This is a genomic window from Lysinibacillus sp. CD3-6 (assembly GCF_006351725.2).
In the GTDB taxonomy this organism is placed as follows: domain Bacteria; phylum Bacillota; class Bacilli; order Bacillales_A; family Planococcaceae; genus Lysinibacillus.
The window spans coordinates 956,903-978,143 of the sequence record NZ_CP085880.1 but is presented as its reverse complement, the minus strand read 5'-3'; the positions used below and the strand labels follow the sequence as shown (position 1 = coordinate 978,143).

At 35.9% G+C, this 21,241-nt stretch carries 19 protein-coding genes; 10 read left to right on the top strand and 9 right to left on the bottom strand.

Going from position 1 to position 21,241, the window contains the following annotated elements; genetic code table 11:
• Positions 1-69: 69 nt before the first annotated feature.
• On the top strand, positions 70-828 hold the full coding sequence (locus FH508_RS04545) for a DeoR/GlpR family DNA-binding transcription regulator (protein WP_173477923.1): 759 nt from the start codon (positions 70-72) through the stop codon (positions 826-828).
• Between the two features lie 189 nt (positions 829-1,017).
• Here FH508_RS04545 and FH508_RS04540 read toward each other — a convergent pair whose 3' ends face one another.
• On the bottom strand, positions 1,018-1,788 hold the full coding sequence (locus tag FH508_RS04540) for a Cof-type HAD-IIB family hydrolase (protein WP_139859990.1): 771 nt from the start codon (positions 1,786-1,788) through the stop codon (positions 1,018-1,020).
• Between the two features lie 437 nt (positions 1,789-2,225).
• On the opposite strand from FH508_RS04540, the gene FH508_RS04535 reads away from it, so the two are divergent.
• Both FH508_RS04535 and rnjA read left to right on the top strand, forming a co-directional pair.
• The gene (locus FH508_RS04535) at positions 2,226-2,435 is read left to right on the top strand and encodes a DNA-dependent RNA polymerase subunit epsilon (protein WP_173477924.1); all 210 of its coding nucleotides are present in this window, start codon (positions 2,226-2,228) and stop codon (positions 2,433-2,435) included.
• Positions 2,436-2,440: 5 nt separating this feature from the next.
• On the top strand, positions 2,441-4,108 hold the full coding sequence (rnjA, locus tag FH508_RS04530; protein ID WP_173477925.1) for a ribonuclease J1: 1,668 nt from the start codon (positions 2,441-2,443) through the stop codon (positions 4,106-4,108).
• Positions 4,109-4,458: 350 nt separating this feature from the next.
• On the opposite strand, the gene FH508_RS04525 is transcribed toward rnjA, so the two are convergent.
• On the bottom strand, positions 4,459-5,286 hold the full coding sequence (locus FH508_RS04525; protein ID WP_173477926.1) for a TetR/AcrR family transcriptional regulator: 828 nt from the start codon (positions 5,284-5,286) through the stop codon (positions 4,459-4,461).
• 99 nt (positions 5,287-5,385) lie between these two features.
• Here FH508_RS04525 and FH508_RS04520 point away from each other — a divergent pair, with 99 nt between their 5' ends.
• On the top strand, positions 5,386-8,475 hold the full coding sequence (locus FH508_RS04520; protein WP_173477927.1) for an efflux RND transporter permease subunit: 3,090 nt from the start codon (positions 5,386-5,388) through the stop codon (positions 8,473-8,475).
• Between the two features lie 77 nt (positions 8,476-8,552).
• Here the strand turns inward: FH508_RS04520 and FH508_RS04515 are convergent, their stop codons facing one another.
• Entirely contained in the window at positions 8,553-9,539 is a 987-nt protein-coding gene (locus FH508_RS04515; protein ID WP_139860454.1) for a YhdH/YhfP family quinone oxidoreductase, read from the bottom strand.
• A gap of 102 nt (positions 9,540-9,641) precedes the next feature.
• On the opposite strand from FH508_RS04515, the gene FH508_RS04510 reads away from it, so the two are divergent.
• Positions 9,642-10,061: a MarR family winged helix-turn-helix transcriptional regulator gene (locus FH508_RS04510; RefSeq protein ID WP_173477928.1), complete on the top strand. Its 420-nt coding sequence runs from the start codon at positions 9,642-9,644 to the stop codon at positions 10,059-10,061.
• A gap of 305 nt (positions 10,062-10,366) precedes the next feature.
• On the opposite strand, the gene FH508_RS04505 is transcribed toward FH508_RS04510, so the two are convergent.
• The 6 genes from FH508_RS04505 to FH508_RS04480 form a co-directional block, all read right to left on the bottom strand.
• Positions 10,367-10,855 (bottom strand): GNAT family N-acetyltransferase, encoded by a 489-nt coding sequence (locus tag FH508_RS04505; protein WP_173477929.1) that lies wholly within the window; start codon positions 10,853-10,855, stop codon positions 10,367-10,369.
• A gap of 140 nt (positions 10,856-10,995) precedes the next feature.
• A complete protein-coding gene (locus FH508_RS04500; RefSeq protein WP_173477930.1) occupies positions 10,996-11,562 on the bottom strand; it encodes a GNAT family N-acetyltransferase in 567 nt (188 codons plus the stop codon).
• Between the two features lie 179 nt (positions 11,563-11,741).
• The gene (gene mprF, locus FH508_RS04495; RefSeq protein ID WP_173477931.1) at positions 11,742-14,264 is read right to left on the bottom strand and encodes a bifunctional lysylphosphatidylglycerol flippase/synthetase MprF; all 2,523 of its coding nucleotides are present in this window, start codon (positions 14,262-14,264) and stop codon (positions 11,742-11,744) included.
• A gap of 65 nt (positions 14,265-14,329) precedes the next feature.
• Positions 14,330-14,992 (bottom strand): potassium channel family protein, encoded by a 663-nt coding sequence (locus FH508_RS04490; RefSeq protein ID WP_024362220.1) that lies wholly within the window; start codon positions 14,990-14,992, stop codon positions 14,330-14,332.
• A gap of 284 nt (positions 14,993-15,276) precedes the next feature.
• Complete coding sequence (locus tag FH508_RS04485) at positions 15,277-15,729, bottom strand: TlpA family protein disulfide reductase (protein WP_173477932.1); 453 nt, start codon at positions 15,727-15,729, stop codon at positions 15,277-15,279.
• A gap of 141 nt (positions 15,730-15,870) precedes the next feature.
• A complete protein-coding gene (locus FH508_RS04480; protein WP_173477933.1) occupies positions 15,871-16,413 on the bottom strand; it encodes a peroxiredoxin in 543 nt (180 codons plus the stop codon).
• Between the two features lie 403 nt (positions 16,414-16,816).
• Here FH508_RS04480 and FH508_RS04475 point away from each other — a divergent pair, with 403 nt between their 5' ends.
• Genes FH508_RS04475 through FH508_RS04455 form a run of 5 tightly spaced genes read left to right on the top strand, consistent with a single transcriptional unit; the run spans position 16,817 to position 21,146 of the window.
• Positions 16,817-17,359 (top strand): helix-turn-helix domain-containing protein, encoded by a 543-nt coding sequence (locus FH508_RS04475; RefSeq protein WP_024362223.1) that lies wholly within the window; start codon positions 16,817-16,819, stop codon positions 17,357-17,359.
• A 17-nt stretch (positions 17,360-17,376) separates the two neighbouring features.
• On the top strand, positions 17,377-18,483 hold the full coding sequence (locus FH508_RS04470) for an ABC transporter ATP-binding protein (RefSeq protein ID WP_173477934.1): 1,107 nt from the start codon (positions 17,377-17,379) through the stop codon (positions 18,481-18,483).
• Positions 18,473-19,282: an ABC transporter permease gene (locus FH508_RS04465; protein WP_173477935.1), complete on the top strand. Its 810-nt coding sequence runs from the start codon at positions 18,473-18,475 to the stop codon at positions 19,280-19,282. The genes FH508_RS04470 and FH508_RS04465 overlap by 11 nt, the downstream gene beginning before the upstream one ends.
• Positions 19,279-20,076: an ABC transporter permease gene (locus FH508_RS04460; protein ID WP_173477936.1), complete on the top strand. Its 798-nt coding sequence runs from the start codon at positions 19,279-19,281 to the stop codon at positions 20,074-20,076. Before FH508_RS04465 ends, FH508_RS04460 begins: the two co-directional genes overlap by 4 nt.
• Positions 20,073-21,146 (top strand): ABC transporter substrate-binding protein, encoded by a 1,074-nt coding sequence (locus FH508_RS04455; RefSeq protein ID WP_173477937.1) that lies wholly within the window; start codon positions 20,073-20,075, stop codon positions 21,144-21,146. The genes FH508_RS04460 and FH508_RS04455 overlap by 4 nt, the downstream gene beginning before the upstream one ends.
• The last annotated feature ends 95 nt before the right edge of the window (positions 21,147-21,241 follow it).

The following is a 21,241-nucleotide window of genomic DNA, read 5'->3' as shown; positions in this document are numbered from 1 at the left end:
GAGTAAATTTTGACCAACTGTTGACAAAGTCTTTACTACTTTGAGTAAATAACAAATAGAGGTGATTGAATGTACACATTAGAAAGGCAGCAACAAATTTTGCAATATGTGCGCAATAATAAAGTAGTGAAATTAGTGACCTTAACAAAAGAATTCAATGTATCAATGGAAACTATCCGTAGAGATATTCAACTACTTGTGCAAGAGAAGAAAATCGAGAAGTTTTATGGAGGCGTAAAATATATTGAACCTGTCGAAGGTTTAATAGACAATCGATTAACGCAGCAACTAACAGAAAAAATTGCCATCGCAAAAGCTTGCGCATCTTTAGTAGAGGATGGTGATTGTATATTTATTGATAGCGGCACAACAACCTATCAGATGACGCCATTTCTTTTAGGAAAGGAAAAACTAACGGTTGTTACAAATTCTCTACCTGTGGCATTTGATTTAATTGGCTCTAATATTGAAGTCATGATTATCGGCGGGAAGATACGACATTCAGAAAAGTCGGTCACTTCAAATGATTTTCTTTTCCGATTTGAGCATTTGAATATTAATAAGGCGTTTATATGTGCAAGCGGGGTAACGCTAGAAAAGGGTATATCCGATTTCAGTGTAGAAGAGGCGATGACGAGGAAACAGCTCATTAATATATCGCAAACAGTCTATGTTGCAACAGATTCTTCTAAATTTAATAAAGATGTTGCAATTCAAGTGTGTCCGTTAAATCAGGTCGATATGATTATTACGGATAACACGCTCTCGAAAGAAACGGTAGTGAAATATAGCGAAGCAGGAATTGAGCTAAAAGTCGTTGCTATTTAACGCAACAAGCTCCTAAAGTAAAAACCCACGTTATTTCTGCGGGCACAACGGAAGCTATAACCCTCGCTGTCGAGCGGCCTGTTGCTTCTTACATTATGTGTGTTCCCGCAGGGGTTTCCGTGGGTTTTTTACCTATTTAGCCCTACTAGCAGTGCCATAAAAATTCAGAATTGTTTGGGTGACTGGCACTTAGATAATCTTCAGATAGCGCATCGCTTTCGCAAGTCCGTCCGCATCTACATGATCTGTAATATGTGAAGCAACTGCCTTGACTCTTTCATGACCATTTCCCATCGCTACGCCTGTGCCAACAGCCTCTAACATTTCGATATCATTAATCCCATCACCAAAAGCAAAGGCATCTTCTAACGTGAGCCCCATTTTTGCAAGCACTTTTTCTATCCCCGCAGCCTTCGAGCCTCCTTTAGGTAAAATATCACATGAATATGGATGCCAACGTACAAACTGAACATTCGGAAAGGCTTCATCATATAAATGTTCATCTTTCTCTTCCATGAAAATCAGTGTTTGATAAACATCGTTCTGCATATAATAAGATGAGTCTAGTTCTGGATATGGATATTTTAAAGTTTCGAGACTTTCAGATACCATGTTATGTTCTCCAACTGACGCAATCATGCGCTTGTCGTCTAAAAAAACAACTGGTTCATTACGCGCTTCACCAAAGGCAATAATTTTCGCTAACTCATCTCTGTCAACACCATTTGTATAGACAACCTCACCACGATAAACAACGTACTGTCCATTGAAGGTCACATACGTATTTATATCAAGTTCTTCTAACAATGATTGAATCATAAACGGTGCACGTCCAGTGGCGATTGCAATCTCATAGCCTTTACGACGAGCCTCTAATAACGCTTCCTTTGCCGAAGCTGGCAATATTTTTTCACTGTTATAAAGTGTTCCATCAACATCAAAAAATAAAATTTTATTCATTCTATAATTCCTTTCTTTATGTAATATATTGCAAAGGCAAAATACTTTACACAGGTATCGTTTTTAATTATAATGATCCTAAGGAGTGATGTGCCATGCTGAAGAAACTAAAGCAAAAATTGTTGAAGCAACTTCGCGGCGTACTCGGAAAAAAATCAATTGCCTAACATTTGCCCTTCATTATTTGAAGGGCTTTTCTTTATTTTAGAGTAGCCGCGTGATAATATAAAGGAAATGCATTTATTTGACTATGCGCAACCACTGTCTCACTGCCTTATGAAAAGTGCAAGATTAAAGTATTGAGATACAAGAAATTCAAACGCTCATTTCTTTATTAGTTTGAAGTATACTAGAAATTCGCGGTTTTTTCTTGTAGTACGTGTGTGGTAATAGCCAAATCTGCAATAATAATGTACGCAATTAAAGGAGAGCAAACTATGATTTACAAAGTTTATTATCAAGAAAAAGCAAATGAGATTCCAGTTCGCGAAAACACTAAAAGTCTATACCTTGAAGCTGCTTCAGAACGTGAAGTACGTCAAAAGTTACAAGACCGTCATTACAACATTGAGTTCATCCAACTGCTTGAAGGTAACTATTTAGACTACGAACAAGCAAGCCCGAACTTCGTCTTGGAGGAAATTTAACAAACATGAAGTTTGTTAAAAATGACCAAGCAGCTGTTTTCGCGCTCGGCGGACTGGGCGAAATCGGCAAAAACACTTACGGCGTTCAATTTCAAGATGAAATCATCTTAATTGACGCCGGAATAAAATTTCCAGAAGACGATTTACTCGGAATCGACTATGTTATTCCTGATTACACGTATTTAGTACGAAACGTCGATAAAATTAAAGGGTTATTTATAACACACGGACACGAAGACCATATTGGTGGTATCCCTTATTTACTACGTCAAGTGAATGTTCCCGTTTATGGTGGTAAGCTTGCACTTGGCTTATTGCGCAACAAACTTGAAGAACATGGTTTACTACGTACAACTAAACTAATCGAAATTAAAGAAGATGATGTTATTAAATTTAGAAAAACATCTGTAAGCTTCTTTAGAACAACGCATAGTATTCCAGATGCTTATGGTATCGTCGTAAAAACACCTCCTGGCAATATCGTGCATACAGGTGACTTTAAATTCGACTTTACTCCAGTAGGCGAGCCAGCAAACTTAACAAAAATGGCCGAAATCGGTCGTGACGGTGTGCTGTGTCTACTATCTGATAGTACGAATGCTGAAAAACCAAATTTCACAATGTCTGAACGTACAGTTGGGAAAAGTATTGACGAAATCTTCCGCAAGGTTGATAGTCGTATTATTTTCGCAACATTCGCATCAAATATTCACCGTTTGCAACAAGCAACAGATGCAGCCATAAAATACGGACGCAAAATCGCCGTATTCGGTCGATCTATGGATAATGCCATTACAATCGGTCGTGAACTTGGTTATATCAACGCACCAAAAGATACATTTATTGATGCCCAAAGCATTAACCGTTTACCTGCCAACGAAGTGATGATTTTATGTACAGGCTCTCAAGGTGAACCAATGGCAGCTCTATCTCGCATTGCCAACGGTACACACCGTCAAATTCAAATCCAGCCTGGGGACACAGTTGTCTTCTCTTCTTCACCTGTACCAGGTAATACAGTTAGCGTAAATAAAATCATTAATTTACTTTTCCGTGCTGGCGCTGAAGTTATTCACGGTGCATTAAATAATATCCATACATCTGGTCATGGATCACAAGAAGAACAAAAGCTAATGCTTCGATTAATGAAACCAAAATTCTTTATGCCTATTCACGGTGAATTCCGTATGTTAAAAATGCATACACATTTAGCAGAAGATTGTGATGTGCCACTTGAAAATACTTTCGTAATGGAAAATGGTGATGTACTTGCATTAAGTGCAAATGAAGCACATGTTGCAGGTCGTATTCCTTCTGGCGATGTATATATTGATGGTAACGGCATTGGAGATATTGGTAATATCGTACTGCGCGACCGCCGTATACTTTCCGAAGAAGGTTTAGTAATAGTGGTTGTAAGCGTAGATATGGAAAACCAAAAAATTGTTTCTGGTCCTGATATTATTTCACGTGGATTTGTTTATATGCGTGAATCAGGTACGATGATTAATGAAGCACAAAAAATGCTGAACCGTCATCTTAACGAAACCATTCAAAGCAAAACGCCACAATGGACTGAGCTTAAAAATGAAATTACAGACGTTTTAGGGCCTTACTTATTCGAGAAAACTAAACGTCGTCCGATGATTTTACCGATTATTATGGAAGTATAATCTTTTAAATTAGAAAGCTACGCATTATTTGCGTAGCTTTTTCTGTTTATACACTTTATTTTATTTCCATAATATTATAGAGTTGCAGTATGTAGTTAGACGCCGTTAAATTAGGTTACCGATACTCAATGACTTATCCTTCCAACTAGTTACGCGAAGAGGCTTTTTTGAACGATTCCAAATTTAATGAAATAAATTACTAAAATATTGAAACCTCCTTTAACAACGAACGTATATAGTATTAGAATATGCTTCCTTCCCCATTAAAAACGAAATATCTTGTTCAATCCATAAAAAAGAGAATTGCTCACTATTACTTCTTGTGAACAATTCTAATTCAATGTGTACAATTAGAAATATTTATCTAATACATATGCGATCCATTGACACCCTGGTTGTAGGCGAATATTTTCAATTAGACCTTTAATAATCGGTTTACTGTATGTTTGGTGTTCTACTTGACTTTTTAATAGCTCTAATGATTCTCGCTCAATAGATGGCTCTAAGTTCTGGATGTTTTGTTCGATTAACTGCAATAAGGATTGTTGCGTGACTTCCTCTTCACAAGGTCTTGCGACTATTTGTGCGAGTTCCTCTGTAATAAAAGGAATTGTCGTATGACGAGCAATAATATCTGTCTTTTCGGCTAATGATTTTGCCAATTGATCTAAATCAAGCGGCAAATTTGAGAACATAAACAGCTCGGCATAGCCTTTCACAAATCCTTTTACACAATACATAACATCATATATCGTCTCTTGTAGCTCTTCTCGATAAAGCTCTTCAAGCATTTGGACGATAAACTTCGACATATCCGCTTCATAAGCACTTACTTTATGAAACAGCTCTTTTTTTGTAAGAAAAACTTTTTCATTAAAAAACACACGCGAAGAAGCTGAATGTTTTTTAAACGCTTGAAAAATACCTTTATAAAAATCTACCAATACTACATCTTTGTTGTTCATGTTTCTGACTACTTGGTCAATATCCGCTATAAATTGCTGTAGGAAGTAGTCAACCATTGAAAAAAGTAATTCATCTTTTGTTTTAAAAGACAAATAAAATGCCCCTTTAGAAATCCCACAGCGCTCTGTAATTTGCTGCACAGACGTTGCTTCAAAGCCTTGTTCAGAAAACAGTTCTAATGCTTTCTCCATAATCAGTTGCTTTTTTGACATATTTTTAAATCTCTCCTAATGCATTTCATTGACAAATGACCGATTAGTCATTATTATAAATAATTGAATCTAGTAAGTCAATAAAGGGTAGGTGTGAAGGTGAAAGGTTTAGTTAATTTTGTATTGAAGAACAAATTGGCAGTGTGGTTATTAACAATTATCATCACTGTCTCTGGTATTTATTCAGGTACAAGAATGAAAATGGAATCAATCCCTGATATATCGATTCCATACTTAATTGTAATGGGCGTTTATCCAGGTGCAACGCCTGAACAAGTCATGAATGAACTTTCCATTCCATTTGAAAAATCAATCGAAAGTTTAGAGGATGTTAAAGCAGTTTACTCTACTTCTTCATCCAACATTGCACAAGTTCAAGTTGAATATGACTATGGCATTGATATGGATGAAAAAAAACGCCAGTTAGAGTCAGCTTTAGATAATGTGAAACTTCCTGAAGGTGCACAAGAACCTACAATTATGGCAATTAGCATGAACATGATGCCTGTTGTCGCATTATCAGTAAGTAGCTCTAAGGAAGATATCGTTGATCTGACATCAACAGTAGAAGATATATTACTTCCTAAAATCGAAAAAATCGACGGTGTTGCTTCTGCAACTATTACTGGTCAACATATTGAACAAGTTTCGTTTAAATATGACGAAGAAAAAATGGCTGCTCTCGGCTTAACTGAGGATACTGTCAAACAAATGATCCAAGCAAGTGATATGTCTCTATCACTCGGTTTATATCAATTTACGGTTGGTGAACAAGCGGTTTCCGTAGATGGTAAAGTTAAATCTGTTGATGAATTAAAAGATTTATTGATACCAGTCACACCTTCAGCAACACAACCTTCTCCATTCGTTCGTTTAGGTGATATTGCAACGATTGAAGTTGAAGGTAAAGTACAATCTGTTTCACGCACAAATGGTAAAGATGCCATTGCGATTCAAATCGTGAAAGGTCAAGATGCAAATACAGTAACTGTCGTAAATGCAGTAAAAGACCTTATTAAAGATGAAGAAAAAAGAATTGACGGCTTAAAAGTGGATATCTCACTTGACCAAGGTGCGCCTATTGAAGATTCCGTCTTCACAATGATTGAAAAGGCAGTATTCGGTGGCGCTATAGCTGTATTAATTATTTTACTATTCTTACGCGATTTCAAGTCAACAATTATTTCAATTATTTCTATTCCAGTTTCTGTATTCATGGCTTTACTATTACTAAACTGGATGGATATTACGTTAAATATTATGACACTTGGTGCAATTACCGTTGCAATTGGGCGGGTTATTGATGACTCCATTGTCGTAGTTGAAAATATTTATCGACGTATCCACTTAAAACAAGAAAAGTTAACAGGTCGCGCACTTATCCGTGAAGCGACAATCGAAATGTTTAAACCAATCTTGTCTTCTACATTAGTTACAGTAGCGGTATTTGCTCCACTTATTTTCGTTGGTGGTATGGTTGGCGAATTATTCATGCCATTCGCCTTAACAATGACATTTGCTTTAGGTGCGTCATTATTAGTAGCGATTACAATCGTACCTGCTTTATCTCATTTCTTATTCCGTAAAAAAATATATGGAGAGAAAAAAGAAAGCCAACATCAAGAAGTTGGTAAATTAGCTACTTGGTACAGAGGTGTATTAGAAAAAGCGTTAAATCATAAAATCATTACGTCTACGATTGCGATTTTAATGCTTGTTGGTTCACTTGCCCTCACACCATTAATCGGTTTCAGTTTCATGGGATCTCAAGAGGAAAAGGTGATGTACTTAACATATACACCTGGTACTGGTGAGTTAAACGATGAAACAGAAGCAAATGTGGCAAAAGTAGAGCAAGAATTAATGAAACGTAAAGATATTGATATTTTACAAGTTTCTATTACAGATGCTACAAATGCAGACCCTGCAACAATGATGATGGGTGGCGGAGCTGGCGGTGCATTAATGTACCTAATCTTTGATCCAGAGATGGAGGACTTCCCTGCAGCACGTGAAGAAGTAGAAGATTACGTCTTTAACATTGACCAATCAGGTGAATGGAAAAGCCAAAACTTCTCATCAATGTCTATGTCTTCAAACGAAGTTAGCTACACATTATACAGCGAAAACTTAGATAACCTACGTAGTGCTGTAAAAGACGTTGAAGAAACGTTAAAAGATGTTGATGGTTTAGAGGATGTTAAATCCGATAATGAAGACCCTTATGTAGAGCATGTCTTAAAAGTAGAGCAAGAAAATGTCTTACAATATGGTTTAACGACTGCTCAAATCGTCATGGCTTTAAATTCTACAACATCACAAGAAGTGTTAACAACAGTTGAACGTGATGGTAAAGACATTAATGTTATTGTAAAACGCGATGCAAAGGCAGCAGCCTTATCAATCGATGATGTTCTAAAAACTGAAATTAAAACAGCTTTAGGCACAACGATGACTATTGGTGAATTAGTGGATGTTGAAGAAGGTACAACACTTAATTCATTATCACGCTCAAAAGGTGAATACTTTGCAACTGTATCTGCCACAATTATCGGCGATGATATTTCAAAAGCAACAACTGCAGCAGATAAGAAAATTGATAAGTTAGACTTACCTAAAGGTGTGACAACAGGCGTATCAGGTGTAGCTGCAGATATGCAGGAAACATTCACACAACTTGGCGTAGCTATGTTAGCCGCAATTGCCATCGTTTACTTCATTCTTGTCGTAACGTTTGGTGAAGGTTTAGCACCATTTGCAATCCTCTTCTCATTACCGTTTGCGGTAATTGGTGCATTTGTTGGCTTATACGTAACAAATCAAACAATTTCTGTTTCAGTTATGATGGGTCTATTAATGTTAATAGGTATCGTTGTCACAAATGCCATCGTACTTGTTGACCGCATTATCCATATGGAGCGCGACGGTCTCGGTATGCGTGAAGCAATTTTAGAAGCAGGTGCAACGCGTTTACGTCCAATTTTAATGACTGCTATTGCAACAATCGGTGCAATGATTCCAATGGCACTAGGCAGTGGCGGTAGCGGATTAATTTCCAAAGACCTTGCCATTACAGTAATCGGCGGTTTATTATCTTCTACATTATTAACATTAGTAGTCGTACCAATTGTGTATGAAATGCTATCAAAAATGTTAAAGAAAAACCGTAAAGATATTGAAGAAAATTAATTAATCTTAGCAATGCAAAAGAGGGCATTCCAGAAATGGAGTGCCCTCTTTTTACGTTGTGATAACTAAAAGTAGTCTTAATATTTAATAATTGTTCGACCCAAATGTTGGCCATTCTTAATTGCTTCAATTGTATGGGGTAATTTTTCAAGTGAAATTTCATTGATGAGAGTTGTTTGAGAAATATTCCATTCATTCGCTATTTTCTCCCAAATATAATCACGATCTTTAATTGGTACATTTACCGAATCAATTCCCAAAAGGTTAATTCCTCTAAGTATAAATGGCAACACGGTTGATGTTAGTTTTATCCCACCTGCATTCCCACACATACTCATACTTCCACCGTAGGAAATTTGAGAAATTAATACAGAAGCAATATCCCCACCAACAGTATCTAAGACAAAATCATAATTTTGTTTATTTAATGGTTTATTTTGTTCTCCTAATTCATTTACGAAAATAACATCGGTAGCTCCTAAAGATTTTGCTACCTCTTTCTGATGTTCTTTTCGAACTAAAGCAGTAATATTTTTGTAGCCGATTTTAGATAAAATCTGTAAAGCTATACTACCTACTCCACCAGTTGAACCAGTGACTAGAATCCTAGGGTTTTTATTTAAATCCATACCTTTCTCCTCTAATGCTATGATTGAAAGAGCAGCAGTAAACCCAGCTGTTCCAAAAACCATAGCATCCTTTAACGAGAGATTGACTGGTAATGGAACAATCCAATCTCCAGAAACTCTTGCATATTCTGCAAACCCGCCTGTATGGCTCATACCCATCGTAAAGCCTGTAACAATCACTTTCTGTCCCTCTGTGTAACGATTATCTGTCGTATGAACAATGGTTCCACTTAAATCAATGCCTGGGATCATCGGATAATTCCGAATAACTCCTCCATTTTTTTGAACAGCCAACATGTCTTTATAATTTATTGAAGAATACGCTACCTTAACTAAAACCTCACCATCAGAGAGACTGTCGAGATTAACATCTTCCAAACCATAAATTACTTGATCATGATTTTCTTTTACAACAATTGCTTTGAATGTCTCCATTGATATTTCCCTCCTTTTGATACAAAACATTTTTGCACCAAAAATGTTTCTTATCAAAAACTAACATGATATTATAGGTAATGTCAATACGGAGGAGATGCTATGGAATTAAAAGATTGCATGAACTTTTTACTAAGTGCTAGTCAGAATAAAGTTTTTAAATATTTCAGTAAGCTTTTAGAAGAGTATGGTGTAACACCTGCTCAATACGGTGTGTTGAATTGTTTGTGGAGAGAAGGACAATTATCTCCTAAACAAATCGGAGAAATGGTTTTTTTAGAAGCCCCTACTGTCTCAGGAATATTAGATAAAATGCAAAAAGCTGAATTAATAGAGCGTTCGGTAGATCCAAAAAATCGTAGAAATGTTTTAGTAATGGCTACTCAAAAATCTAAAGAAATTAGAGATGAAGTTGAAGCTGCAACCATTAAGTTAAATAATAAGGTACTTCAAAACTTGACAGACAGTGATAAAGAAGTGTTAAAAAAAGCATTAGAAGTAATAATAAAGTCTGAGTTTTGATTATAAAACATAAGTTCTTTTAACAAATAGATGGAACAGTACTTGAACGTAGATTAAAGGTTGTAACTTTCTCTAACTATTTATGTTCGTAGTATAAAATTAAAGTAACCCCCATCATAATTTGTTGATGGGGGTATTGAGTAATTGCATTGGAAATTTTTCTTTATAAACGATCAATTAATGTGAAATACCAATCATTATTTTAAAATTTACAGCTGGAGCCGCCTTCTGCGGGCATGGCTTAAATGTCTCCACCATTTTCAACTTGCGTTGCCTTTTACTTACCGATTTAGCCCTTAACCATCTTAAGTTGTTTTCAATAACTGATAGACAGCTTGCTCATGACCAAACCTTTCTAAAACCATTATTTTTTGCATCCCTAACTTTTCTAATACACGACAGGAGGCAATATTTGCAGTTTGCGTTTCCGCAACTATCTTCGATAAATTAAGACTGTCGAATCCATAACGGATAACTGCTAATAATACTTCAAACGCATACCCCTTGCCCCAATATTGAGGCAAAAATTGATAACTCAGCTCATATGTTGATTTCTCATGATATGCATCAATCGATACTAAACCAATAAACTCATTTTTATTTTTTAATGAAATGCAAAAATAGGAATTAGGATAAGGTGCCTGTAGCATGCTGTCAAAAGAAGCATAAATGTAGCTTTTATCTGGTATCCCTCCGAGAAAGGCTCTGACATCTTCATTACAATACAATGAATAAACATCTTCAATATCGTTTGGCTTCACAGACTGTATTTTACAATTTTCAGTTATTATCATAACTTGTTGCCTCGCTATTCAAATTTTCTTTATTATGACAAAGCTATAACAGGAAATCAAACACAACTTTACATAAATATGTTACATTTACTAAAAATAAAAGACCTGCTTCGATACAATATCGAACACAGGCCAAAACGTTATTTCATTATTGGAAGCTCCTTTAAGCTTTCTTGTCTAGCTTCCCACTCTTCTCTTAACAAACCCATACGTATGGAATCATAATAGACACCCTCGTAAAAACGTACTTTACGAATTTTCGCTTCCAATTGCATCCCCAATTTTTCTCCGACGCGAATCATCCGCTTATTTCCCGACCATGTCGTAAAGCCAACACGGACAAGTGGCATCGTTGAAAATAAGTGATCAATCCATAGTGTCATTGCTCTAGTGCCAAGTCCTTTGCCCCAATTATGAGACTCATGAAAAACAATGCCCATTTCTAACCATTTAGAAGGCTCATGCTCCCAATAATAAGAAATAACGCCACAAATAATGCCATCAGCCTCGATTGCCCAAACGTTTTTCTGATTAATAAATTGCTGTGATGTTAACATAAAATCATGCAATGATTTAGCTTGATGTGGAAAATAAGGAGCATCCCATTTTTTCCATTCTGGTTGCTCGTCTTTATAAATAAGCTCCCAAATGCGCTCTAAGTCTGACTCAATGATAGGACGAAGGTTTAATTCTTGATCTGTGTACATAAGCAGCCTCTTTTCAATGATTATTCATTTTTTTACTATTGAAAAGTGGCATATCCTCTATATGCTACTTCTCAATCACGTTCCCAAGCTGTTTCATATTCATCATTCCTTCCATTGTAATTAGGAAAATTATAGCACATTTCCATTTCTAGTATGCTTACTTGCAATTTAAAAATTACTTATTTTCTTTTTCGACCGATTAATAGTGTTACTTGTGCCATTGTAAATGGTAATGAAGATTTTTTTCGGTACGCCACATATTTTGGTTCCCAAAAATCAGCATATTTTAATTTGAAATTTTTTAATCCTTTAAAATGATAGAAGTAATGGCCATGTAAAAATATTTGTGCTGCAATTTTTTCGCTTAAAAAGGAGTATCTCGATTGACCAACATTTGATAATGGCGACATGCCCATATTAAACACGCGATACCCTTGTTCTTTCGCCCATTCAAACAGCGATAAAAAAATGAAATCCATCGTGCCAGACGGTGCTCCTGGTTTAAAGCGCATAAGATCGACGGAAATTCTTTCGCCATCGTCATACATTGGCATAATACTAGCAAAGCCCATTACACCTTGAGCTCCTCTTAACACAGCAATGTTCGACTTACTCAAATAGTTTTCATCGAAAAAGCCAAGCGAAAAGCCCTTTTCAGCTCTTCCTTGTAGCCACTTTCTTGATACCTCTTGCAATTCTTTCATGACGTCCTGTGAATAAGGCGGGCTTAATAATGCAACAGTGTAGTTCTCTCGTTCAAACTTATTTTTTACTGCCCTACTACTCTTCATATCTTTACCAGTAAACGTGAATTTTTCTAAATCAACAAATGCTTCCTCTCCAAGTTTAAAAAAGCTATAGCCATGCTCATGTAGAGAAGGGAAAATTTTATTGTTTATTTCATAAAAAACAGGTGTATACCCATGTTTATCTGCTAACTCTAAAAACTCTTCCATTGCCTGTAAGAAATCACTTTCTTGACCTACTGGATCGCCCAACACAACAATTTTATCTGCAATTATTTGATACGCAAATAATACTGTATTTTTCTCATTCCAGTATACAAATTTATCATGCAAAAATATTAAATGAGAAAACTCCGTCCCTTTATATTCCATTAAATGATTTTTAATTTTATCTTCCTGCTCTTTTGATAGGAGCTTCTCCATTTTTTTAGGTCCGCGCGTAAAATAGCCGAAGTAAAAAATGATACACGCTATGAGGATACCAATAATTGCACTATAAAATAAATCCCGATAGTCGGTAAGAATATAGTATTGTAACGCTGTCGGAATATGAATTTTTGCTGTAGGTAAGTTGACATAGCCGATTAACAAATACATTGTAGTAATGAAAATAACAGCAGCAATGTCAAATAGGATGGCACCCCATGTGAGGACATAACTTTCTCGATAAAATTGTTTTTTCGATGCCATGAGTAACACGGCGACAATTAGTAAAAAAATCGCTTCTTCATAATCAAAGCCTTTAATAATGGAAAATATAGCTGAACTACCAAGCACAATAATTGCAAGCTGATAAGCTTTTTTCACCTTATAATTAATTCCCCTACACAACCCTAAAAGGATAAAGGCTGCTGCGACCGTCAATTGATGGGATATATTCATAATGGGTGATGATAAAAACTCCTGGGCAATTTTTAGCCGACTTAGAACGCCTGGTACCGAAGCCGATAGCAATAACACAATACCTGATACAAAAACTAATATTGTTAACAACTTATGACTAATTTTTTGAAAAATAACATTCGGTAAGTCATCCCAAGAACGATTCCAGCGTTCCCAATAATCTTTAATAAATAATAGTACGGATACTAAAAATGGTAATACAAAATAACCAACGCGATACAAAATTAATAAGAAAAGTACTTTTTCTTCACCTATGTCTACACTTTGGGTCCCCCACAGAAAAACAAGGTCGAATGAGCCGACCCCTCCTGGTATCATACTAATTATGCCAGCACACGAGGCTATTAAAAATATTGGTATAAGGGTCGTTAACTCAATAGGAATGTGCAAGATTAATGTTAACATCCAAATAACGAAAAAAACCGCAAGCCATTCTGCTACTGAAGTAATTATTAACTGAAAAGAAACTTTTATGGATAAGGAGCTACCTTTTTTATAACGAATAAGGTGCATCCCAATAAACGCGGGAACATACAAGCTGACAAGAATAACAGCAATTGAAAGCCACCGATATTCTTTTAGCAATGGGAAATCCCAAAAGAAAATATACATTAGCCACGCTAGTAAGGAAATGCCAGTCAAATAAAAAAGAGTAACGGTGGCAATACTTTTCAGCAAACCTTCTCGATCCTCTTTATATTTTGAATAAAAATAATTGCGTAGAAAAACGCCTACTAAACCACCAAAGCCAATAAGGTTCGAAAATGTATTGACGATAAATGAATTGTTCACCAAAGTACGCTTCTTCATTTTAATTCCTAGTAGCTTCGTTAAAATGACATCGTAAAAAATCATCGGAGTAATCGCACAAAATGCGATGACAAAAATCAATAACAGTTCCCATATTTGCAATTGACTAACTTCATTCCGAAGTAAATGAACATCTACCCCACTTAACGATTGCTGAATTTCATAAATAGCTATCGCTAAGAGTACGATTGGAAATAAAATTTTCAGAAACCGCATTAATGGTTCTTTTCTAATTTTGAACATGTGCTAAACCTACTCCCAAGCTTTCTTAAAAATTTAAAATTGTGTGCGTGCCTGGCACCCAATTTTTATTCTTTCATCGCTTTTTTCACAAAACGATTTATATCCACATCTGCACCAATAAGAAGCATAATATCCCCAAGTAAAATTTTGTCACTTGCCTGTGGCGAAACAATAATATCTGATCCACGCTTTATACCTACGATGTTAATGCCATATTTTGCTCGGATATCTAAATCCATAATAGAGTAGCCTGCAATGGCATCATTTGCTTTTAACTCCATGATAGAGTGCTCATCTGAAAGCTCTAAATAATCGAGCACCGTATTAGACAGCATATTATTAGCAATACGAATCCCCATATCACGTTCAGGATGCACGACAAAATCTGCCCCAATTTTTCTTAGCACTTTTTCATGATAATCATTTTGGGCCTTTACAGTAATTTGCTGAACACCGATTTCTTTTAAAATAATTGTCGTTAAAATACTAGCCTGAATATCTTCGCCAATCGCGACAATCACATGTTCAAAATTACGAATGCCTAATGAATTTAAAACCGATTCATCTGTTGAATCTGCAATAACAGCCTGAGTAGCAATCGCAGCAAATTCATCCACACGTTCTGATGAATGATCTATCGCCATCACTTGCGCTCCTTGACTCATTAATTCACGAACAATGCTTCCCCCAAAACGACCAAGTCCAATGACAGCAAATTCCTTTTTCATCATTACAAATCCCTCCGAAAACTACAATTACTTTATTTTAACTTATATTTCCCCATATGTATCGTCAAAACAGGATACGATTCCCCATTTTATATATTCTATCTATAGCTTTCGACATTCTATCATACAACTATTATTTATACATAAGCTTAACAACATTTAAATATTTTCGAGCACGCTTGAAACGCATCTCTTAAATACCATGACATTCCATCTGCACGTTTCTATAATGGAAGTTAAAAAAAGACGAGGATGTAAATATCCCCGTCTTTCTACAATCAAAATTATGCGTTACGCATTTCATCAAGCACTCGATTTACACGCTTTTCAAGCATTTTCATGCCACTTCCACCAGCTTGCATATGACGAAGCTGACCATCTTTATCGAAAACGAAGTACGCTGGAACATATTGGTTTTCAAATGCATCCGTTAGCTTCATTTCACTATCAACAAAAATTGGTTGCGTAATATCATGCTCTGCCGCAACAGCTTTAATTGTATCTAAATCCGTATCTTCTTCAGAACGAGGCATATGCACAGCAATCACATTTAGTTCATCTTTATATTGATCACGGAAATTATTCACATCTGGCATTGCTTCTTTACATAAATGACAGCTAACTGACCAAAAATGAATTAAAGTTGGTTTTTCGCCTACTAACTCTGCTTTTGTTACTTCCCCATTTAACCACGTTGTTGCGCCTACTAGTTCAGGCATTTGTTCACGAAGTTTCATTAAAAATCCTCCCTAGAAAAAAATATCCCCACAAGCGTATCGTGGGGACCCATTATTTATTTTATGCATCCATAACGTTCTAGCGTAATGGTGTTTAGATTTTTTCGAGCATGCTCGAAAATTATCTTATAAAATCAGTAATTAAAGTGTTGCTTGACCTGGGCGCCAGTTTGCTGGGCATAGACCACCTGTTTGTAAAGCTTGTAGTACACGTAATGTTTCATCAACATCACGGCCAATGTTATTATCGAATACTGTTTGATATTTTAATTCGCCTTCTGGGTCAATAATAAATAAACCACGTAGTGCGATACCTTCTTCTTCAATTAAAACACCATATTCTTTTGAAATCGCATGGTTTGTATCTGCTGCTAATGGGTATTTTAAATCGCCAAGCCCATTTTGAGTGCGATCTGTGTTAATCCATGCTAAGTGTGTGTGGATTGTATCAGTTGATACACCGATTACTTCTGCATCTAAGTCTTCAAACTCGTCATAACGATCGCTCATTGCAGTAATTTCTGTTGGACATACAAAAGTGAAGTCCATTGGGTAGAAGAAAAGTACAGTCCATTTGTCTTGTGCTTTAATTTCTTCTAAAGATACTTTACCAAAAGATTTGTCTGGAAGTACTGCTTCCATTGTGAAGTCTGGGGCTTGTTTACCTACCATGCGTTCTGCCATTATTAATCCCTCCGAATAATATGTAGTTTTATATTCTATTCGCACATGCGAACCGTCTTCTACGATAGCAAAGAAAGCTCAGTTTTTCAACGAAGTTCACTTCTCTATGCTAATCGTTTCCAACGCATTGACAATTATTTGTCATATACCCAAAAATAATCAACTCTACACATTAGTTATTCGCTTCTTTTCGCAAATTTATTCTGGAAAAGCCTAAAAATTTGCATGAAAATACATATGCATTTTTTCTATAAATTTCTTCTACTTTTTTTCTTTCAAAACGATTGCAAATTTTTTATTATTATGTATAATAGTAATGTTTTTAGTAAACTAAAAGTTTCGTTAAAGTAAACTTCGTTTTCTGAAAGTTTATGATTGCTAAACTTCTTCTAGGAGGGAAAGGATGCAAATTGGAGGAAAAATTAAAGCACTTCGTTTGAAAAAAGGTCTTACCCAAGAAGAGCTTGGAGAACGTACTGATTTAAGTAAAGGCTATATTTCACAACTGGAGCGAGATTTGAATTCGCCTTCTATTGAAACGCTTTTTTCATTATTAGAAGTTTTAGGATCGACGCCAAAGGAATTTTTTGATGATGATGCACCAGAACAAAAGGTTGTCTACACTGAGGAAGATCAATCAACCTATACTGATGAAGAAAAAAAATATGAAATTCAATGGCTCATTCCTACATCCAATGAGAAAGAAATGGAGCCTATCTTTTTGACACTCGCTGCTGATGGTGAATTTAAACAATTCGAGCCGTCTCTATCTGAAACTTTTATTTATATTGTCAAAGGGCGTATTCGTCTCGTTTTAGGGAATGAACAATATATAGCTAGTGAAGGCAATGCGCTCTATTTTGACGCAGCCGATCATCACCAAATTTTTAATGCACATGACGATGAGACGAAAATTTTACTCGTCGCAACAGATTCTTATTTATAGCTTAAGGAGGCGCTTCAATGACAACAAATTCAATTATCCGCTTTGAAAATGTTTCAAAATCATATAGTGACGGTACAGTCGTCCTACAAAATATTAATTTAGAGCTTGAAAAAGGAAAGTTTTATACGTTACTTGGTCCTTCTGGTTGCGGTAAAACAACTATTTTACGTATTATTGCTGGTTTCACAGAACCTACTACAGGTGATGTCTTCTTCCACGATAAAAAAATAAATACTGTTCCAGCTAATGAACGCCAAGTTAACACAGTATTTCAGGATTATGCGTTATTCCCCCATTTAAACGTTTTTGAAAATGTTGCATTTGGACTACGCATTAAAAAGCTTCCTGAAAAAAATATTAAAGAACGAGTGTCAGAAGCGCTTAAATTTGTCAATTTAGCAGGTTATGGAAATCGTGAAATTTCTGAGATGTCAGGTGGTCAGCGTCAACGCGTAGCTATCGCACGTGCCATTGTGAATGATCCAGAAGTAATTTTACTTGATGAGCCACTTTCTGCATTAGACTTAAAACTACGTACAGAAATGCAGTATGAGCTTCGTGAATTACAGCAAAGACTCGGCAAAACTTTTGTATTTGTTACACACGATCAAGAAGAAGCCCTTGCCATGAGTGATGAAATTTTTGTACTAAGCGAAGGTCAAATTCAACAATCAGGCACACCTGTAGATATTTATGATGAACCAATTAACCGTTTTGTTGCCGACTTTATCGGTGAATCAAACATTGTTAACGGTGTGATGATAGAAGATTTTACAGTTGAATTTGCTGGTAAAGTGTTCGAGTGTGTTGACCAAGGGATGAAACCAAATGAGAAAATTGATATTGTTATTCGTCCCGAGGATTTAGAAATTACAACAGTCGACAAAGGAAAATTAGTTGTTAAGGTAGATACACAATTATTCCGTGGAGTACATTATGAGCTTTCCACGTATGACAAGGCAGGCAATGAATGGCTTGTTCATTCATTGAAAAAAGCTGAAGTAGGGACAGAAATAGGATTAGACTTCGATCCAGAAGCCATTCATGTTATGCGCTTAAATGAAACTGAGGAAGAGTTCGATAAACGTCTAGAATCCTATGGAGATGACGAAGATGCAAACTAAAACTTCGAAATCAGCGTTATTTCCATACGTTTTATGGATTGCACTTTTTGTTATTGCGCCGATTGCTCTCGTTGTTTACTATTCCCTACTAGATTTACATGGCAATTTTACGCTTAATAACTACAAAGCCTTTTTCTCTTCTGTCTATTTAAAAATGACGCTTAGTTCGTTTTGGTATGCGTTTTTAATCACTTTCTTTACACTGCTTATTTCATACCCGACGGCTTATTTTTTAACAAAGACGAAACACAAGCAGCTATGGTTATTGCTTATTATTATTCCGTCTTGGATTAATTTATTGTTAAAAACATATGCGTTTATTGGGATTTTTGGTTTATATGGCCCAATCAACGCTGCTATTGAAGTATTTGGCTTTGATCCGAAACAAATGCTATTCACCGATATTAGCTTTGTCTTCGTTTCCGTATATATTTTCATACCATTTATGATTTTACCAATTTTCAACTCATTAGATCGTCTAAATCCAACGCTTGTATACGCAGCGCGCGATTTAGGTGCATCTGCTTTTACAACATTCCGTCGCGTTGTATTACCATTGACGATGGATGGTGTTAAATCAGGGATTCAAGTTGTATTTATTCCAGCTTTATCACTATTTATGATTACTCGCTTAATTGCAGGGAATCGTGTCATTACACTTGGTACAGCAATTGAACAGCAATTCCTTGTAACGCAAAACTGGGGCATGGGTTCAACAATAGCCGTATTTTTAATTTTATTTATGGTGATCATTATGCTTATTACAGGTCAAAAGGATAAAGGAGGTCGCGTACGATGAGCAAACTCTCTACATCTGCAAAAGTGTATTTAGCGATCGTTTTTCTCGTCCTGTATGCACCTATTTTTTACTTAGTCTTTTACTCATTCAATAGTGGGGATTCCATGAATAACTTTCAATCCTTTACATTGGACCATTACAAGGCAGTTTTCGAAGATTCAAGGCTAATCGTTATTTTAATTAATACGGTAATCGTGGCACTGCTTTCTGCCCTAATTTCCACAATTATTGGCACATTAGGAGCAATCGGTATTGTCACAGTAAAAGATTCAAAAATGCGCAATACCCTACTTTCCTTAAATAATGTGTTAATCGTTAGTCCAGATGTAATTATTGGTGCCAGCTTTTTAATATTATTTACAATGGTTGGTATTAAATTAGGCTTTGCTTCAGTGTTATTAGCCCATGTAGCATTTAGTGTTCCTATTGTTGTACTTATGGTTTTACCGAAGTTGCTTGAGATGAATAAGTCGTTAATTGATGCAGCTTTAGATCTTGGCGCGACGAAAAAAGATGTCATGATGCGCGTTATTTTACCGTATATTCAGCCTGGTATTTTTGCAGGTTTCTTTCTCGCTTTAACTTATTCATTGGATGACTTTGCCGTAACATTTTTCGTAACAGGAAATGGCTTTAGTACATTATCTGTTGAAATTTACTCGATGGCACGTGCAGGTATTTCGTTAACGGTTAACGCAATTTCTGGTTTAGTATTCTTCGTAACGATATTAGTTGTAGTTGGCTACTATTTCTTTACAAGCCGTACAAATAAAAGAACGGAGGGACAACGATGAAAAATTTAATTCAAGCAACCATTGCCATTCTTGTCGTGTCCGCCCTTTTAATGTACGCTGCTGACGCAATGAGTGCGAACGGTGGTAAAAGTGGTAAAGATACATTAACTATTTTTAACTGGGGAGAATATATCGACCCTGATTTGCTAAAGCAATTCGAAAAAGAAACGGGTATCCATGTTATTTACGAAACATTTGACTCAAATGAGGCTATGATGACGAAAATTAAACAAGGTGGTACGGCTTACGATATTGCCGTGCCGTCTGAATACATGATTGAAAAAATGAAGGAGGAAAACCTACTCCTTCCTTTAGATAAAACGAAAATACCTAATTTTAAAAATATCGATCCGTATTTTCTCGATTTACCATTTGATGATAACAATGAATACTCTGTTCCTTATTTCTGGGGCACAGTAGGTATTGTTTATAATCCAGATTTAGTCGGTGACTTAGATTTCTCTTCTTGGGAAGATTTATGGGATCCCTCGTTAAAACGTAAAGTCTTTTTAGTAGACGGTGCACGTGAAGTTATTGGCATGGGCTTAAATAGTCTTGGTCATTCTCTTAACTCGTTAAATAATCAAGAATTACGTCAAGCTACAAATAAGCTAATTACACTCGCTCCAAATGTGAAAGCAATCATCGGTGATGAAATTACACCTTTGATGATTAATAATGAAGCGGCTGTCGCCCTCACTTGGTCTGGTCAAGCAGCAGATATGTTATTCGAAAATGAAGATTTAGACTTCGCTGTTCCAGAGGAAGGCTCGAACTTGTGGTTTGACAATATGGTTATCCCAAAAACTTCGAAAAATGTTGATGGTGCACATGCTTTTATTAACTTTATGTTAAATGCGGAATCTGGTGCTCAAAATGCGGATTATGTAGGCTACTCTACTCCTAATATTGCAGCGACAAAATTAATGGATAAAGAAGTTGTAGCTGATGAGCGCTTCTACCCTTCCGAGGAGCAACGTAAAACATTAGAAGTATATAAAAACCTTGGTCCAGATTATTTAGGAAAATATAATGAATTGTTTTTAGAATTTAAAATGAGTATTCGATAAATACTAAAGAGAAAAAACAATATTTTTCTCTCTCAAAGCGTCGACAAAAGACATCAAGAGTTAAATATTTGATGTCTTTTGTCATTTTTTCTTTT

Coding starts and splice junctions, on each gene's coding strand:
- FH508_RS04545 (WP_173477923.1), top strand. CDS start 70: ATGTACACATTAGAAAGGCAGCAACAAATTTTGCAATATGTGCGCAAT.
- FH508_RS04540 (WP_139859990.1), bottom strand. CDS start 1,788: ATGAATAAAATTTTATTTTTTGATGTTGATGGAACACTTTATAACAGT.
- FH508_RS04535 (WP_173477924.1), top strand. CDS start 2,226: ATGATTTACAAAGTTTATTATCAAGAAAAAGCAAATGAGATTCCAGTT.
- rnjA (WP_173477925.1), top strand. CDS start 2,441: ATGAAGTTTGTTAAAAATGACCAAGCAGCTGTTTTCGCGCTCGGCGGA.
- FH508_RS04525 (WP_173477926.1), bottom strand. CDS start 5,286: ATGTCAAAAAAGCAACTGATTATGGAGAAAGCATTAGAACTGTTTTCT.
- FH508_RS04515 (WP_139860454.1), bottom strand. CDS start 9,539: ATGGAGACATTCAAAGCAATTGTTGTAAAAGAAAATCATGATCAAGTA.
- FH508_RS04510 (WP_173477928.1), top strand. CDS start 9,642: ATGGAATTAAAAGATTGCATGAACTTTTTACTAAGTGCTAGTCAGAAT.
- FH508_RS04505 (WP_173477929.1), bottom strand. CDS start 10,855: ATGATAATAACTGAAAATTGTAAAATACAGTCTGTGAAGCCAAACGAT.
- FH508_RS04500 (WP_173477930.1), bottom strand. CDS start 11,562: ATGTACACAGATCAAGAATTAAACCTTCGTCCTATCATTGAGTCAGAC.
- mprF (WP_173477931.1), bottom strand. CDS start 14,264: ATGTTCAAAATTAGAAAAGAACCATTAATGCGGTTTCTGAAAATTTTA.
- FH508_RS04490 (WP_024362220.1), bottom strand. CDS start 14,992: ATGAAAAAGGAATTTGCTGTCATTGGACTTGGTCGTTTTGGGGGAAGC.
- FH508_RS04485 (WP_173477932.1), bottom strand. CDS start 15,729: ATGAAACTTCGTGAACAAATGCCTGAACTAGTAGGCGCAACAACGTGG.
- FH508_RS04480 (WP_173477933.1), bottom strand. CDS start 16,413: ATGGCAGAACGCATGGTAGGTAAACAAGCCCCAGACTTCACAATGGAA.
- FH508_RS04475 (WP_024362223.1), top strand. CDS start 16,817: ATGCAAATTGGAGGAAAAATTAAAGCACTTCGTTTGAAAAAAGGTCTT.
- FH508_RS04470 (WP_173477934.1), top strand. CDS start 17,377: ATGACAACAAATTCAATTATCCGCTTTGAAAATGTTTCAAAATCATAT.
- FH508_RS04465 (WP_173477935.1), top strand. CDS start 18,473: ATGCAAACTAAAACTTCGAAATCAGCGTTATTTCCATACGTTTTATGG.
- FH508_RS04460 (WP_173477936.1), top strand. CDS start 19,279: ATGAGCAAACTCTCTACATCTGCAAAAGTGTATTTAGCGATCGTTTTT.
- FH508_RS04455 (WP_173477937.1), top strand. CDS start 20,073: ATGAAAAATTTAATTCAAGCAACCATTGCCATTCTTGTCGTGTCCGCC.